General features: G+C 64.9%; 11 protein-coding genes. 8 read left to right on the top strand and 3 right to left on the bottom strand.

Translation table 11 applies throughout. From position 1 onward, the window contains the following. Positions 1-34: 34 nt before the first annotated feature. Positions 35-1,177, bottom strand: coding sequence for a polymer-forming cytoskeletal protein (locus VNM24_00485; protein HWQ37075.1), 1,143 nt, complete (start codon positions 1,175-1,177; stop codon positions 35-37). A 311-nt stretch (positions 1,178-1,488) separates the two neighbouring features. On the opposite strand from VNM24_00485, the gene VNM24_00480 reads away from it, so the two are divergent. The 8 genes from VNM24_00480 (at position 1,489) to VNM24_00445 (ending at position 10,324) form a co-directional block, all read left to right on the top strand. Further along, positions 1,489-3,012: a sensor domain-containing diguanylate cyclase gene (locus tag VNM24_00480; protein HWQ37074.1), complete on the top strand. Its 1,524-nt coding sequence runs from the start codon at positions 1,489-1,491 to the stop codon at positions 3,010-3,012. Between the two features lie 94 nt (positions 3,013-3,106). After that, entirely contained in the window at positions 3,107-3,982 is an 876-nt protein-coding gene (locus VNM24_00475; protein HWQ37073.1) for a glycoside hydrolase family 3 N-terminal domain-containing protein, read from the top strand. Continuing rightward, positions 3,979-5,142: an anhydro-N-acetylmuramic acid kinase gene (locus tag VNM24_00470; GenBank protein HWQ37072.1), complete on the top strand. Its 1,164-nt coding sequence runs from the start codon at positions 3,979-3,981 to the stop codon at positions 5,140-5,142. Before VNM24_00475 ends, VNM24_00470 begins: the two co-directional genes overlap by 4 nt. Positions 5,143-5,173: 31 nt before the next feature. Continuing rightward, the gene (locus VNM24_00465; protein ID HWQ37071.1) at positions 5,174-6,418 is read left to right on the top strand and encodes a SpoIID/LytB domain-containing protein; all 1,245 of its coding nucleotides are present in this window, start codon (positions 5,174-5,176) and stop codon (positions 6,416-6,418) included. 65 nt (positions 6,419-6,483) lie between these two features. Beyond that, positions 6,484-7,059 carry a sigma-70 family RNA polymerase sigma factor gene (locus tag VNM24_00460; protein HWQ37070.1) on the top strand — a complete coding sequence of 192 codons (576 nt, stop codon included), beginning with the start codon at positions 6,484-6,486 and terminating at the stop codon, positions 7,057-7,059. Further along, complete coding sequence (locus tag VNM24_00455) at positions 7,056-7,817, top strand: hypothetical protein (protein HWQ37069.1); 762 nt, start codon at positions 7,056-7,058, stop codon at positions 7,815-7,817. Before VNM24_00460 ends, VNM24_00455 begins: the two co-directional genes overlap by 4 nt. A 10-nt stretch (positions 7,818-7,827) precedes the next feature. After that, positions 7,828-9,243: a HEAT repeat domain-containing protein gene (locus VNM24_00450; GenBank protein ID HWQ37068.1), complete on the top strand. Its 1,416-nt coding sequence runs from the start codon at positions 7,828-7,830 to the stop codon at positions 9,241-9,243. A gap of 7 nt (positions 9,244-9,250) precedes the next feature. Continuing rightward, entirely contained in the window at positions 9,251-10,324 is a 1,074-nt protein-coding gene (locus VNM24_00445) for a HEAT repeat domain-containing protein (GenBank protein ID HWQ37067.1), read from the top strand. A 78-nt stretch (positions 10,325-10,402) separates the two neighbouring features. Here the strand turns inward: VNM24_00445 and VNM24_00440 are convergent, their stop codons facing one another. Together VNM24_00440 and VNM24_00435 are read right to left on the bottom strand one after the other, a co-directional pair. Further along, the gene (locus VNM24_00440) at positions 10,403-14,164 is read right to left on the bottom strand and encodes a transglutaminase domain-containing protein (protein ID HWQ37066.1); all 3,762 of its coding nucleotides are present in this window, start codon (positions 14,162-14,164) and stop codon (positions 10,403-10,405) included. A 145-nt stretch (positions 14,165-14,309) separates the two neighbouring features. Continuing rightward, complete coding sequence (locus VNM24_00435) at positions 14,310-14,813, bottom strand: multiheme c-type cytochrome (protein ID HWQ37065.1); 504 nt, start codon at positions 14,811-14,813, stop codon at positions 14,310-14,312. Positions 14,814-14,907: the final 94 nt, after the last annotated feature.

Below are 14,907 nucleotides of genomic sequence, written 5' to 3'. Positions count from 1 at the left end.
TGAAGAATGTCGCGCGCGTTGTCTGGCATGCCCGTCACGTCGTCGCGCGCCGGCTGTTGGCCACCAGGAAAAATCCCCCCATCGCCAGCGCCGCCATCAGTAAGTTCAGCAGACTGCCGACGTAGGGCAGCTCGCCGAGGATGGTGACCAGGAACAGCCCGATGGCCAGGGCCATGTAGGGCCGCGGCGCGGGGCCCTTGCGCAGACGCGCCAGCAGCCAGTCGCCCAGCGCCAGACCGACGATGACATCGGACAGATACAGCAGAAGCGCCCAAGCCAGCGCGATCATGATCGCCACCGGCACGCCGATCAACGTCAACGCCACCGCCACCGCGGCAATCGGCAGGCAGATCAAAAACAGCACGCCGATGCCCAGCGTCTTGAGCGCCGAGCCGGTGATCGAGCCGGAAACGTCGAGCATGAACCGGCGCCAGAGCGCGATCAGGACCGCCCCGATGACCAGCGATCCGAGATACCACCAGGCATCCCAGAAGAAACTGCCGAGGGTGTAGCCCTCCTCGTCCTCTTGGCCTTCTTCCTCGGAGATCTTTTCGACGCCGCCCAGGATCTGGGCCCCGTCCTCTATTTTGATCTCGCGGTCGGAGGCGTAGCGCAGTTTGCCGCCGATGATGGCGCCCTGCAAGACCACGATGTTTTCGCCTTCGACCCGCGCGTCGCCGTCGATCTGCCCCGAGATCGTGACATTGTTCGCGCCGCCGGAGAGATTGCCGCCGACCCGTCCGCGCACGATGATCTGCGCGCAGCCGAAACTGACATCCTTCTCCACCCAGGCGTGCGTGTCGATCAGAAGCGACTGACAGAAGCCCATCACATTGCCTTCGATGTGGCCGCGCAGGGTGAAGTCCTGGGCGAAGACACGCGCCGAGTTGATCACGCCGCCGTTGACGTCGACTTTTTGCGCGAAGGCCATGAAGGAATTGTCCACCACGGCTGAGTCGCCGAGTGTGACCGAACGGCCGGCGGCGATCACGTCGCCGAGGATGTGCCCCTCGAAACTGATGTCATCGCCGCCGGCGATCACATCATCGAGAATCTCGGCATCGCGCACGCTGACCACCGAGCCGGTGCGAAATTCCGTGGCCTCCGCCATGCGCAGTCCCAGAACCAGTGTCGAGAGCACGGCCAGGACCAAAGCCAGAGAATCACGCCTGTTCATGGTTGCCCACCTCCCCGCGGCTAGGGGGCCAAACCCCTTGTCGAGTAACACATTAGGTTCTACGGCCCCCGCACATTCCGGTTGCGCGAATGTCAAACCTAACTGCCCGCCCCCGCCTTGCCAAGCCACATTTCGTCAGTTTGGCCGGGGCATGACGATTAGAATCGCCCCCCGAATGCCCGCCCGCTCCAGTTTCCCGATGCGCTTCCGATATAAAGACTTAACAGCGCGTCACTTAGCGGTAAGGTGGCGCGGTGTTGTTGTAGCCGATGCGAACATCCGATTCGCCATATCTGTCCATCCTCCCGACGGTGGAGCCACTGTATTGGGCGGTGCGCTCCCTTGCCTTTCTCGGGATTGTCTATCACATGATGGTGTCGACGCCGCCGTTGGTAGGCGAACTGCGATGGTGGTTGATCGCCGGGCTCTACGGCATCCTGACGTTGGTCCCCGCGCTCCTGGTGAAGTGGCGGCGGTTGCGCTTTGACTCCTGGTTCTGGGGCATCTATGCCGTCGATTTGCTGGCGGTGACCGCGCTCATCTATCTGACCGGCGGTATCGCGAGCGATTTCTTCGTGCTGTTCTACGTTCTGGTGCCCTACGTCGGCTACCAGAAGGGGCTGCGTTTGGGACTGACGGCGGCGGCGGCGGTGACCGCGCTTTATGCCGTGCCCTGCCTGCTGGTCGATGGCGTGTCGGCGCTGCCCGATCTCATTTTCCGCATGGTGATGATGTGGATGTTTACCGCGGTTATGGGTGTGGCCAACGGCATCATTGGGATGTTCTCACAACGGTTGCTCAACGCGATGGACAAGTTGAACGAGCGCACCTCGGAATTGGAGCGATCGCGCTCGCAGTTGCAGACGATCTATGAGAGCTCGCGCTCGCTGGCCGAACTGGTGCCGGTCGACAATGTCATCGACCGCATTCTCACGATCGCCCGCCAGGTCCTGCGCTATCCGGTCTGCGAGGTCTACACGTGGGATCCGCTCAACGCCAAGTTGTGGCTGAAGGGGCGTCTCGAAGGACAGTCGACCGAGCGGCTCGAACGTCCGTTTCCGGTGGAGCCCAACGACATCTTCCGGCGCGTGATCCTCCATGGGGAGACCGTGCGCGTCGCCGACCGCCACCTCGGACGCGCCGTGATCGATGGCCTGGTCGGACGGTCGCAACTGACGGTGCCCATGGTCTGCGAAGGCAAGCCGGTGGGGCTGCTCAATTGCGAGTCGCCGCACCCCGGCGCCTTCAGCCAGAACGATGAAGAGGTGCTCTCGGTGCTGGCCGCCTCCGCCGCCATGGCGCTGGTCAACGCCGATCTCCACCAGCAGATGGAGAAACTGACCATCATCGACGAACTCACCGGGGTGTACAACTACCGCTATTTCCGCACGCGGCTGGAAGACGAACAGCGCCGCGCCGCGCGTTACAGCACCCCGCTGTCGCTGATCATGGTCGACATCGACTGGTTCAAGGGGCTCAACGACCGATTCGGCCACCAGATCGGCAACGTCGTCCTGCGGCAGTTGTCGCACGTGATCACCGCCTGCGTGCGCGATGTCGACGTGGTCGCTCGTTACGGCGGCGAGGAGTTCATCGTCATTTTGCCGCAGACCGCCACCGACGAGGCCCATCGCATCGGCGAACGCATCCGCCGCAAGGTGGAGACCTCCGAATTTGGTCCGGATTCAACCGGGCGCTCCATCCCGCTGACCGTTTCGGTCGGTATCTCCTGCTTCCCCGACAACGGCCGTCCCGAAGACGATCTGGTCGAGTCGGTTGATCAGGCCCTCTACCGCGCCAAGGGTGGCGGCAAAAACCTGGTCTGCGCCGCCTGATTGTCGCCGCAAATCCGTCCTTGCCGACGCCGCCCGCGCCATCTACATAGTGTCCGTGAGCCGCACCCCGCCTCCACCGTTCGGGTCGCCACTGGTGCTCTCCTACAAGGGATTGACGCCGGATGCGGAGCTTCTGGGCTGGGCGCGTCAGGGATTGCTGGCCGGGGTGGTCCTCTTCCGGGACAACTGCGTCGATGAGGCCCTTCTGCGTCAGTCCATCGACTACCTGCGCACCGTGTCACCGCGCCGTCTCCGGGTGATGATCGATGAGGAAGGGGGACGAGTCCGGCGTCTGCCCGACGCCGAGGCGTCCATGCGCGACCTGCGCGCCTATGAGGGCGCCGCGTATGCGGACTTGGCGGCGGCCTACGCGGAAGTGGCCCGGCGGCTGGCCGCGCTGGGGATCGACACGCTGCTGGCCCCGGTGGTGGATGTCGGTCATCGCGACGCCGGCTGGCTCAACTCGCGCACCGTCTCCGATGACCCGCACCGTGTCGCGCAGATGGCCGCGGCGGTCATTCCGGCGGTTCAATCGGCGGGTGTCAGCGCCTGCGCGAAGCATTTTCCCGGCAGCGGACGCGTCCGCCTCGATCCGCATCAGGGGCCGGCCGTCTGCGCGATCAACGGGGAGGAATTCCGCGCCTGTGAACGCGTCCCCTTCGATGCCGCCATCGCCGCCGGGGTCGAAATGGTCCTGGTCGGGCATCAGGTGATGACCGGCTTCCACGATGAATTGCCCGCCTGCCTGTCGCGGCGGATTGTCACCGAATTGTTGCGAGAGCAGTTGGCCTTCGGCGGGGAAATCCTCACCGACGATCTCAGCATGGGCGCGATCCGGCATGCCTTCCGGCCGTCCGAATCGGTCGCGCGCGCGTTGGAGGCCGGCTGCGACCTGATTCTGGTCTGCAACGACCGCGACGCCCAGCGGGAAGCCATCGACTACATCCGACGACGCGGAGCGATTCTATGACGGCACATGGCGCGCATCCGCTCGCGCGTTTGCTGGCCCGCCGGCGTCTGCGCGTGCTCGGAATAAACAGTGGCACCTCGGTCGACCGTCTCGACGGCGCCCTGGTCGAGATCGAGATGACCGGCCGTGCGGCGACCTATCGTGTGCGCCGTGTCTTCACGCGCCGCTTTCCGCCGTCATTGCGACGGGAATTGTGGCGCCTGGCCGCGGATGCGGAAGTCGCCAAACGGCGCGCGAGCGCGGCGCATCTGGCCCTGGGACGGTTCATCGGCCAGAGCGCGCGCCTGTGGATGCGAGGGATGCCCGCCGATCTGGTGGCTTCGCATGGCCAGACGATTGCGCATTGTCCCGATGGGCCCCATCGTGCCACCTGGCAGATCGGCGCGGTCAACGCCGTGGCGATCGAATGCGGCACGCCGGTGGTCGGCGATTTTCGTCTGGCCGATGTCGCCGCCGGCGGAATGGGCGCGCCCCTGTCCGGATACTATCATCACCTGCTTTTCGGCGAGGGCGCGCCGGTGCTCAATATCGGCGGCATCGCCAACGTGTCGGTCTCCGGCCGGGTGCGAGGACGACTGCGCATCACGGCGTTCGACACCGGACCGGGGAACATGATCCTCGATGCCCTGGCGCAGAAGCGGCTGGGACGGCCGTTTGACCGCGACGGACAATCGGCCGCGCGTGGGGCGCTCCATCCCCGCCTTTTGGCCCGGTTGCTGGCGTTGCCGTACTTCCAACGCCGCCCCCCCAAAACCTGCGGCCGTGAGGAGTTCGGTTGGGATGCGGTCGGCCAATTCTTCGACCGGCTACGGCTGGACGCCGATGACGCGCTTTCAACCGCGACCGAACTGACCGCTTGGAGCATCGCCTTTGCCGTGCGCCGCTGGATCGCGCCGCGCACCGCGCAGCGGACGCTGGTGGTCAGCGGCGGCGGTGTCGCCAACCGCCACCTGCTGGATCGGCTCGGCGCCTACCTTGGCGAATGGCAATTGACGCCCGCCGACACTTTGGGGGTGCCGGCGCGCTTTGTCGAACCGGTCGGTTTCGCGGCGCTGGCCGGCGAAACCCTGCAGGCCCGCGCCGGCAATTGCGGCGGCGCCACCGGCGCCCGTCGAATGGCTGTGCTCGGCGTGCTTGCGTTGCCCTCGCCGCAGGCATAATCTCCCTTCGCCGATGAACTCCCCACGCCTCGTGACAGCACTTCTGTTGGCCGGAACGCTCTGTTCCGTCATCGGCTGCATCCCGGGACGAATTCGCAACGGCGCGTTGTTTGGACTGGATCCGGTCAAGCCGCCGGTGGTGCGTGTGCGGCTGCCGAACGAGGAGAAGGCGCTGTCGGTCCGCGGCGATGGACGATTTCTCATCAATGTCTACAGCGCCGGCAACGCCACGCCGATCACCTACTCATCGGATGAGCGGCTGGTTATCCGTCATGCCCCGGGCGGTCTGGAGGTGCTGGCGGCAGGGAACGTCACACTCGCCCGCGGCGCCACCGGTATCGTCGCCTACGCCGAAGCCGACGGCCACCGGCTGTTCATCGAGAAGACGCCCTATCTGGGCGCGCTGATCTTCGGACGTTTCAACGGCAGGCCGATCGTGGTCAATCGCCTCAACATGGAGCAGTATCTCAACGGTGTCCTGTTCTCCGAGATGGGGGAGCGCACCGATAACGAATACGAGGCCGTGAAGGGGCAGGCGGTGGCGGCGCGCACCTATGCGCTGCGGCACCTGGGGCAGTATGCGCTCGCGCCCTATGATCTCAAGGCCGATGTCTCAGACCAGGTCTACATCGGCGCGGCCGAGCCGCGCGACTGGGTGACGCACGCGGTCGCCGAGACCGAAGGCGAGGCGCTCACCTACGATGGCGCGCTGATCGAGTCGTATTACCACTCGACCTGCGGCGGGCACACCGACGCGATCGAGGATGTCTGGCACAAACCGCCAAAGCCATACCTGGTGTCGGTCGACGATGACGAGTATTGCTCCTGGTCGAAATACTGGAACTGGACCGAAGAGTTCACACGCAAGGCGCTGCTGGAAAACCTGCAGTCTTATCGCAGGCAGGTCGGCGCGCCCATCGCTGATTTTGCATACATTACCGACATCGAACTGGTGCGCGGCACCCCCGGCGGCCGTGTCCTGGCCATGACGGTCACCACCTCGTCCGGGCGATGGACGATCCTCGCCGATCAAACCCGATGGGCGCTGGGACGCCCCTCACGTCCGGGCGCGATCCTCCCGTCCGCAAACTTCGAGCTGAAGCTCAAGCGTGACAACAAAGGGCATGTGATTTCCGCGGTGGCCAAAGGACGCGGCTACGGCCACGGGGTCGGGCTCTGTCAGTGCGGCATGATCGGACGCGCCCGGGCCGGCCAATCCTACCGCGACATCCTCCCGCACTACTACAGCGGCGCCGCCATCGAGCAAGTCTATTAGAGTTGGTCCTGCCAGTTGGACCAACCTCACCTAACCCGTGCTCTATGCCCGCGTCTAATCACCAGATGGAGGAAGGCGATGCCGCCATCGTCCAAAGGGTGCGTGACGGGGAGGTGGAAGCCTTCCGGCTACTCGTCGAACGACACGGCCGAAGTCTGTACGTGCTGGCACATCGCATGACCGGCAACGCCACGGACGCCGAAGATATTGTGCAGGAAGCGCTTATGAAGGCATACCGTCAACTGGATCGATTCGAATCGCGCGCCGAGTTCGGCACTTGGCTGCATCGTATCGGGGTCAATTGCGCCCTCGACCATCTGCGCAATCGCAAGGTTTTGGCCCAACATCTGAGCGATGGTGAGGATGATACCGGCGCGTTGGCTGATCGGATTCCCGCGACGGATCCCGCGCCCGATCAACGTTTGGCCGATGCCCAGATTCTCCAGCGGGTCGAAGGGGCGCTGGGCACCCTGAGCGCCGCCGAACGCGCCGCCTTTGTCATGCGTCACTTCCAGGAACTGCCGCTCTGCGAGATTGCCGGAGCGCTGGGGATCAAGGAAAACGCGGTGAAAAACACCATCTTCCGCGCCGTGCAGAAGGTGCGCCGCGCATTGGAGCCGGTGGTGGGAGACTTGCGATGAGCCGGCATCTGTCCGAACAGGAACTGGTGTTGCACTTCTACGGCGACGGCGACAATCGTGCCGCCTGTGAGGCGCATCTGGCCGAATGCGCCGCCTGCCGTGCGGCGCTGGCGCAACTGTCCGATCTGCTTGCCGCGGTGAAGACCTCCGCGGCCCCCGAACCGCTGCACGGCCTGGAGGAGCGACTCTGGCGCAAGCTGCGGCCGCGACTGGATGCGCCGCCGCGCCGTCGCTGGTTTGTCTTCCCGGTGCGCCAGTGGGTCTATGCGGCTGGAATCACCGGCGCGTTGGCGCTCGCGTTTCTGGCCGGCCGCTTCAGTCCGCAGGAACCATCCGCGCCGCCGACCACAGTGGCCGCCCCCGGGGATGTCCGCGAGCGCATTCTGCTGGTCACCGTCGCCGATCATCTGGATCGCTCGCAGGTCATGTTGCTTGAGCTGTTGAACGCCGACTCCACCGGCGAATTGGATTTGTCGCGCGAGCGCCAACGCGCCGCCGAACTGGTCGCCGACAACCGGCTTTTCCGTCTGGCGGCCGCGCGCGATGGCGATGCCGCCACCGCCAGCGTTCTGGATGATCTCGAACGCGTCCTGCTGGAAATCGGCAACGCGCCGGATTCGCTCGGCGCCGATGAATTCGCCGATTGGCGTCAGGCGATTGAGAACAAGGGGCTGATTCTGAAAGTGCGTGTGCTGGGTTCGCAGGCGCGGGAGCGTCTGGTTCGTCCACGGGCCGATACGGCCCTCCCGGTGATGTGAAGGAGATGCCATGTTGATACGGATGCTGATCGTCGCGGCGCTGGTGTCGGGTCTGACTGCAAGCGCCATGGCTGCCTGGGATGAATCCTGGCTGTGGGTGGCGGCCGGTCCGCCGGAAACGACAGCCCCCGCAGCGGCGCCGGATGAGGAGTCGGCATGGTATGCCCGCGGCACCGCCGCCCTCGACGATGGCCGCTGGCAGGAGGCGATCGAGTTCTTCCGTGAGGTTGAGCACATGCGCGGCGCGCGCGCCGACCGGGCCATTTACTGGACGGCCTATGCGCAGGCGCGCGCCGCCTATGTCACCGAGGCGTTGGAGAGCATCCGCAAACTGCGCCGTGAATACCCCAAGAGCCGCTGGCTGAAGGATGCCGAAGCGCTCGAAGTCGAGTTGCGCGCCTCGCTCGGCCAGACCGTGCCCGCCGAAGCCGCCGAGGATGAAGAACTCAAGATGATGGTGCTCAACTCCCTGCTCTCCTCGAACCCCGAGAAGGCCGTGCCCATGATCGAAAGGCTGCTCAAGGGCGACCAGAGCGCGCGGGTCAAACGGCAGGCGTTGTTCATCCTCAGTCAGAGCGGCGACCCGCGCTCGCGCGAAATCCTGGCCGCGTATGCGAAAGGCGAACAGGATCCCGACCTGCAGCGCTCCGCGGTTGAGTACCTCGGCCTTTATGGCGGCGCCGAGAACGGCAAGCTGTTGCAGGAGATCTACCTCACGTCGCAGAATGAAGATGTCCGCCGCAAAATCCTCGAGGCCTATATGCTCTCCGGCGACGGCGAGCGGCTGCTGGCGGTCGCCCGCAAGGAGAGCGACCCCGGACTGCGCCGCTCGGCGATCGAGCAATTGGGCCTGCTGGGACGCTCCGACGCGCTGGGGGATTTGTACCGCACCGAAAGCGACGTCGAGTTGCGCCGCCGGATCATCGAATCGTTCATGCTGGCCGGCGAGGGGGAGCGCCTGTATGAGCTGGCCCGCACCGAGCCGGAGCCGAAACTGCGCCGCGCCGCCATCGAGCATCTGGGGCTTTTGGGGCAGACCGAGCAACTTTGGCAATTGTACTCAAGCGAGACCGACGTCGACCTGCGCCGCCGCATTCTGGAATCGTTCATGCTCACCGGCGACAGCCATCACCTCAGTCAGGTGGCCCGTACCGACAAAGACCCCGAGCTGCGTCGGACTGCGATCGAGCAACTCGGCCTGATCGGCGAGGGCGCGGTCCTGCATGAGCTCTACTACGGTGAGAGCGACAAGTCCATCCGGCTGAAGGTGATCGAGGCGTTGTTCCTGATGTCCGATGACCAGGCCTTAATCGAAATCGCGCGCAAGGAGAAGGACCGCGACCTCAAGCGCGCCGCCATCGAAAAACTCACGCTGATCAACAGCGAAGAAGCCACCGAATTCATGCTCGAACTGCTCGACCAGTGAGGAGCCCATGCGCGTTTTGTCCGCCCCACTCGCTTTGGCCGTTGCACTGTCGACGGCCGCCCCGCTCCACGCCGCGCCCCCGCGGCTCAAGAACGGCCAGGTGGTCGAAACCACCCGCGCCGGCACGCTGGCGCAGTCCATCGCAGCGTTGATCAAAAGCGTGGCGCAGCCCGCCTGGATCGGCTACGCGGTCGATGCGCGCCCCGGCGCGCGCATCTGCAGCGGCGTATGGGAGGGACGCAGAAACGTCGGCGAGCTGGAACGCAGCGACGAGGGTCTGACGATCTCCGGCGACGGGGACGATGACAGCGAGATGTCGGTGGACCGCCGGCTTCTGATCCTGTTGCGTGTTGACAACGACCGCATCGAACGGGTTCGGGTCTACACCGATGATTGTCCGCTGGATGGCGGCTCGCGCACGCTGCACTGGCTGGGGGATGCTTCCCATGCGCAGAGTCTGGCCTGCCTCGAGGCGTTGTTGGCCGGCGCCGACGCCCGTCGGTTGCGGCGCGAGGAGTTCGCCGAAAAGATCATCAGCGCCATCGCCTGGCACGACGATCCGGCCGCCTTGGACGCTCTCGAACGCGTCTACGCCGGCTGCGAGGACGACAAACTGCGCGGCAGTCTTGTCTTCTGGATCGGCCAGACCGATGAGGCGCGCGCGGTCACGTTCCTGACACGCGCCCTGCGCGAGGATCGCAGCGGCGAGGTACGCGAGCAGATTGTGTTCGCGATCAGCCAGCTCGAATCGCCGGCCGCGGCCGATGCCCTGATCGAGCTGGCCCGCAACGACCGCAACGCCGAGGTGCGTTCACGCGCCCTTTTCTGGCTGGCGCAGATGGCCGGGGAGAAGGCGAAGGAGACAATCAGGGACGCCGCCATCGATGACCCCGACGCCGGCGTCAAGGAGCAGGCGGTCTTCGCGCTGTCACAACTGCCCGACGATGAGGGGATCCCGCTTCTGATTGAGGTCGCCCGCAATAACCCCAGCCCCAAAGTCCGCGAACAGGCCATCTTCTGGCTGGGTCAATCGGAAGACCCGCGCGCGCTGTCCTTCTTTGAAGAGATTTTGTCCCGCTGATCCGCGGCGGCCGGCGCATCGCAAAAACCCCTCCGGGCATCCGCCCGGAGGGGTTTGTTATCGGCGCCCCCTGGCCAATCAGGGCTCGTGCCGCCGGACGATCAGCGGCTGGTCGAACTGGTTGGTCTGGGTGTTGAGCAGTTCCACCAGCGGCTCGACGGGCGTGTACCCGGCCCGGGCCTCGAAGTAGCCGTCGATTGCCAGCGTACGCGTGGCGCGATCCCACGATCTTTTCATCCGGAACGTCCACAAGGAATCCTCGATGGCCACCGGCGCGGGAATCTCGGGCGTGCCGGCGGACTCCGGTAAATGGATAGTCGCGCGCACCGTCCGCCGCGAGACCAGATCATCGAGATCGACGGGCACGCCGCCACGGTCCACCGTGGCCAGCGCGCTGGCGCGCTCGCGGCCGATGCAGGACCAGTCCGGCAGATCGATCACATCGGTCCCACCCACCGCCTGCCGTGCCAGCGAGACGGTGCCGTACGCCCAGGTGTGAAACGTCGAATCGGTGGTCTCGATGGGATCCAGCCGCGCGGAATCCACGGCAACCCTCACCTGCCAGCTGTCGTTGAACATGCGTTCGATCTCGCGCGCGACGTTCTCCGGCGGGGTTCCGCGCCACCACGCGCGGGTAATGCCCGCGCCCAGATTACGGTCTGTGCTCAGGTATTCGAACGCGAATCGCTCTCCATCCAACGGCCGCAATTCGATGGATTCGTCGCGCCACCAACTGGCGGCCGGCGACACCGGCAGACGGGGGAGCGTGTCCGTCGCGCCCCATCCAACGACCAGCCGCGGGCGTCCGCTGGAGCCGGAACCCAGGCCACCGCGCAGCGGCGCGCATTCGTTGGTCGGGTCGAGGAAAAGAGTGTCCCCATCCACCAGGCAGCAGACGATCAGATGGTCGAAGTCCGGAGCGGGCAGAGGCAGATAGTTGGCGTTGTCGGAGGTGCTGACCAAAACCGGCCACGCCGAAAATCCGTTGCGGCGCAACAGATGGATCAACAGATGCGCCTTGTCCTTGCAGTCGCCCCAGCTGCCGGTGATCACATCGTCCGGCCGTCGCGGCACCGTGGCGCTGTAATTGAAGTCCACCGCCTGATAAGGAATATGAATGGTGGTGTAGTCATAGAGCGCGCGCACCGAATCGATGGCTGTCGAGCAGGGGGCGGTCAACCGCGCCGCCAGCGCGTCGGCCTGCGGGTTGCGCGCCAGCACCGCTTCGCTGATGCTTTTGTACCAGTTGTCGACAACCGTCCAGTCGGGTAAGGTGGAGACATGCACTGCGCCCTTGTATTCCTCGAAGGGCGGCGTCATGGTCATGTCACGCGCGGCGGCGGCCACGTCGCGTCCCTGCCAGCTTATGCGTCGGAATCCGGCCACCGACGTCGTCTCGGCCGGCGGCACCGGCCCGACCGTGGCGACCCGCAAGTCATCGCGGTCGGAGAGAATCGCGTATTCGTAGTGGGCCTGATAGTAGTCGGCGCCAATCCCGTATGAGTCCCAGAAGTGGTTCCACAGGTCGCCGGAGCCGGACAGCCAGTAGCGATAGCGCAGTTCCACCGCGTCGCCCGGCTTGAGGTCGCGAAAGACGATCTTGTCCTCGTCGATGGTGCCTTCCACCGGGGGCGCGCCGCGCCGCAGACGCCGTGCGGTCAACAGACGGCTGCCCGCCTCGTTCGCACCGACCGGCGAATCCATTTCGCGAAAGCCCGACGCTGTTGTCTCGTCGTCGATGTACGATACCAAGTGGATATCGGACACGGACAAGCCGGATTTCAGCACCAGCTTCTGTTGACGGTCGAGGATGCGCCAGAATCCATTCCCGCCCATCCGATCCGGCGGGGGCGAATCGGCCCAGTAGGCCATCGGATCGACGGAGCCGAAGAGACTGTCGTAGGACACGCCTCCGTGCAGTTCATCGAGGTTGGTATAGGGCGCCAGCGCGGTTGGTTTGAGCTCATGCACCCGCTTCAGGCAGGCCCGCGCCGCATCGTATTCCCCCCGGCGATTGTGTCTTGACCATTGCAGGTCAAGCGTCTCCAGATCGTAGGGGTACCGGGCCGCCCGTGCGGCCAGCACTTCCCCGATGCGATCGTCCTTGCCCAATCGGTCCATCGCCAGGCACCAGATGGGGAGCGTCCATGGGTGGGCCGGGTAGCCGCGATAGGGGTCTTCCAGCAGCCGGGCGACGCCCTGGTAATCGCCCATCCCCAGCAGATATTGCAGTTCGCTATCGGTGGTGCGCAACGCGGTCTGCGACTTCTTCGCGTAGGCACGAATCTCGCGCAGCGCCGAGGGGTAGTCGCGCAAGGCCGCGTACGCTTCGGCGATGGTCTTGTGCGCAATGCACGCGTTCGGATAGCGGCGGGTCAGTTCCTCGAGTTCACGGATCATGCCGGCACGGTCCCCCGACAGCAGCGGGCGGTACGCCGCGAACTGATCGAACTCGAACCGGCCGGGGAACCGTTCGGCGATCGCGGCGAAGTTGCGAATCTTGCTCTCCCAGTTCTGCTCGGCCAGATTCCGGGCGATGAATTCCACCAGGGCCGCTTCGCTCTGCTCGTCCAACCGTGCGAGAATTTCGGCGGCCTTCACATCCTGCTGGCTGTAGACCAGCGCTTTGTAATACGGCCACGTTTCCAGCCAGCTCAATTCGCCGCGCTCATAGGGTCCGCTCAGTTGCTCCTGCGTTTCCTTGGTGTAGCCATTGAGATTCTGCACCGTGGCCTTCCAGAACTTCGCATCGGGCTCGGGATTGCCGGCCGCTTCCATGCGCAGGAAGCCGTCGAAGATCGGATGCACAAACCGCGGGTTTTCGGGCGCCGTCGTCGCCGCGGCGCCGAACCGACGCCACTTAAGGCCGGGGATGGCGCGATAGGCCGAGTCGAGAACCCCGACCTGGAAGGGGCTGACTTCCAGACCCAGCGCCAGGCCGATTTCATGGACCCCTGCCTCCAGACGCATCCGGTAACCGCCGCGCACGATGGCGTTGCGCGGGACCACGTCTTCTCCTACCAGGACGCCGTCGACATAGGTTCGCTGGCTGAATGATCCGCCGAGCGTGATGATGACCTCCATGGCCTTGGGCAGGTCAAAGTAGGCGCGGGCCAGGCAGGCGGCCTCGGACTGATCCTCGACCGCGATGGTGTGCAGATACTTGCCATACGCGTCGGCGTCGAGCCACGTCCAATACGCCTTGCAGCCGCTGCGGCCGGTCGCGTGCGCCAGCGTATCGAGCGGATCCCGCTCCAGCGGCAGTTGTCGATAGGCGGAGATGTTGTTCCGATTGTCGAAGGGGCCGCACAGCCACAGTCCCGAGGCCCGTCCCAATCGCGTCCGGCTGCGCGGGTCGGGCGCCTGCCCGTTGACATTCAAGCGCGACGACGCATAGGCCTCCCCGACGTAAGCAAGTTCCGGCACATCGCTGGCCGCCATGCCCTCCGTCAGCTTGCGGATGGTTATTGGGAGTTCCTCCCATTCAGTCATCTCAACGACAACGTGCTCGTAGAGGGCCAGCGAGAAGAGGTCGATTCGGTCCGGGCGTGTCAGTCTGGACAGGGTGCGCAATTCCAATGCGTGGTCCACATCCATGAGGGCGACGATCGTCAGTCCGCGCAGCGTCGATGCTGTCTCGCCGTTCTCGGCCAGGTCGCGTTCAAACAGCGCGCGGGCCGCGGCGATGTCCAGCCGGTGCAGCGCCTCCCAGGCGGAGTCCGCCACGCCGGCGCCCCTCGCATCCGCCGCAATCCCGACAACCAGCGCCAGCGCTGCGGCGCATGCCGGCGCCCACCAGCCACGACCATGCCGTCGCGACGACACACTCGCTTCTTGCATGTGCTCCTCCTCTGCGGTTGTGGGACTACGGCTGGGGCCAACACCAAGCTAACCTGGGGCGCCGCATAAGGCAACCCCGCATGTGACAGAGAAAACCCCTCCGGGCATCCGCCCGGAGGGGTTTGTCATGGCCGTCTTTGCCGTGTTACTGGGCGGCTTTCTTTTCGGTCCGTTTGTGGACGCCGGCTTCCAGCGCCTTGGCGAAGTCAAAGCCCTTGAAGGTCGGGCTGTTCTTGTTGTGGCACTGCACGCAGGTCGCCTCGGTCACCGGGAGCAATCCGGCGGCGGCGGCCAGCTTGGGATCCTTCATGTTCTTCATCGACTTGTACTCGGAGCCCGGACCGTGGCAGGCCTCGCAGGTGACATTGACAATCATCGAGTCGGCCGCGGTCTTCCCGGTCATGTGGCAGCCCGCGCACTCGGGCTTCTTCTGGTCTTCCGGCTTCAGGGTCGCCCAGGCGTTGGCATGCTTGGTCGTCATCCACGACTCATACTCGACCTTGTGGCAGGTCTTGCAGCTCTTCTCGCCCACATACTTGAAAGTCTTTTCGGCCCACTTCAACGTGTCCTGCTTCGTCTGGGCCTGCGCCATCGACACGAACGACACGGCGATCATCACGGCGACGGCGGCGATTACCAGTTTCTTCATTGCGGTTCCTCCCTGTCCTTTTCGTTCGAGCCTTCCAACGTCAGCCTTTTATACAATCGCGTGACGCGATTCACAATCTAATTCGGAAAAACCC

Source organism: Burkholderiales bacterium, assembly GCA_035560005.1.
Classification (GTDB): Bacteria; Pseudomonadota; Gammaproteobacteria; order Burkholderiales; family Eutrophovitaceae; genus DASRFY01.
Note: the sequence above shows the minus strand (reverse complement) of the source record. Positions and strands in the feature narration are given on the sequence as shown.

What these genes read in the sequence shown, in the direction of transcription:
- VNM24_00470 (HWQ37072.1), top strand. Translation starts at nt 3,979, where the DNA reads ATGACGGCACATGGCGCGCATCCGCTCGCGCGTTTGCTGGCCCGCCGG.
- VNM24_00485 (HWQ37075.1), bottom strand. Translation starts at nt 1,177, where the DNA reads ATGAACAGGCGTGATTCTCTGGCTTTGGTCCTGGCCGTGCTCTCGACA.
- VNM24_00460 (HWQ37070.1), top strand. Translation starts at nt 6,484, where the DNA reads ATGGAGGAAGGCGATGCCGCCATCGTCCAAAGGGTGCGTGACGGGGAG.
- VNM24_00445 (HWQ37067.1), top strand. Translation starts at nt 9,251, where the DNA reads ATGCGCGTTTTGTCCGCCCCACTCGCTTTGGCCGTTGCACTGTCGACG.
- VNM24_00435 (HWQ37065.1), bottom strand. Translation starts at nt 14,813, where the DNA reads ATGAAGAAACTGGTAATCGCCGCCGTCGCCGTGATGATCGCCGTGTCG.
- VNM24_00450 (HWQ37068.1), top strand. Translation starts at nt 7,828, where the DNA reads ATGTTGATACGGATGCTGATCGTCGCGGCGCTGGTGTCGGGTCTGACT.
- VNM24_00440 (HWQ37066.1), bottom strand. Translation starts at nt 14,164, where the DNA reads ATGCAAGAAGCGAGTGTGTCGTCGCGACGGCATGGTCGTGGCTGGTGG.
- VNM24_00455 (HWQ37069.1), top strand. Translation starts at nt 7,056, where the DNA reads ATGAGCCGGCATCTGTCCGAACAGGAACTGGTGTTGCACTTCTACGGC.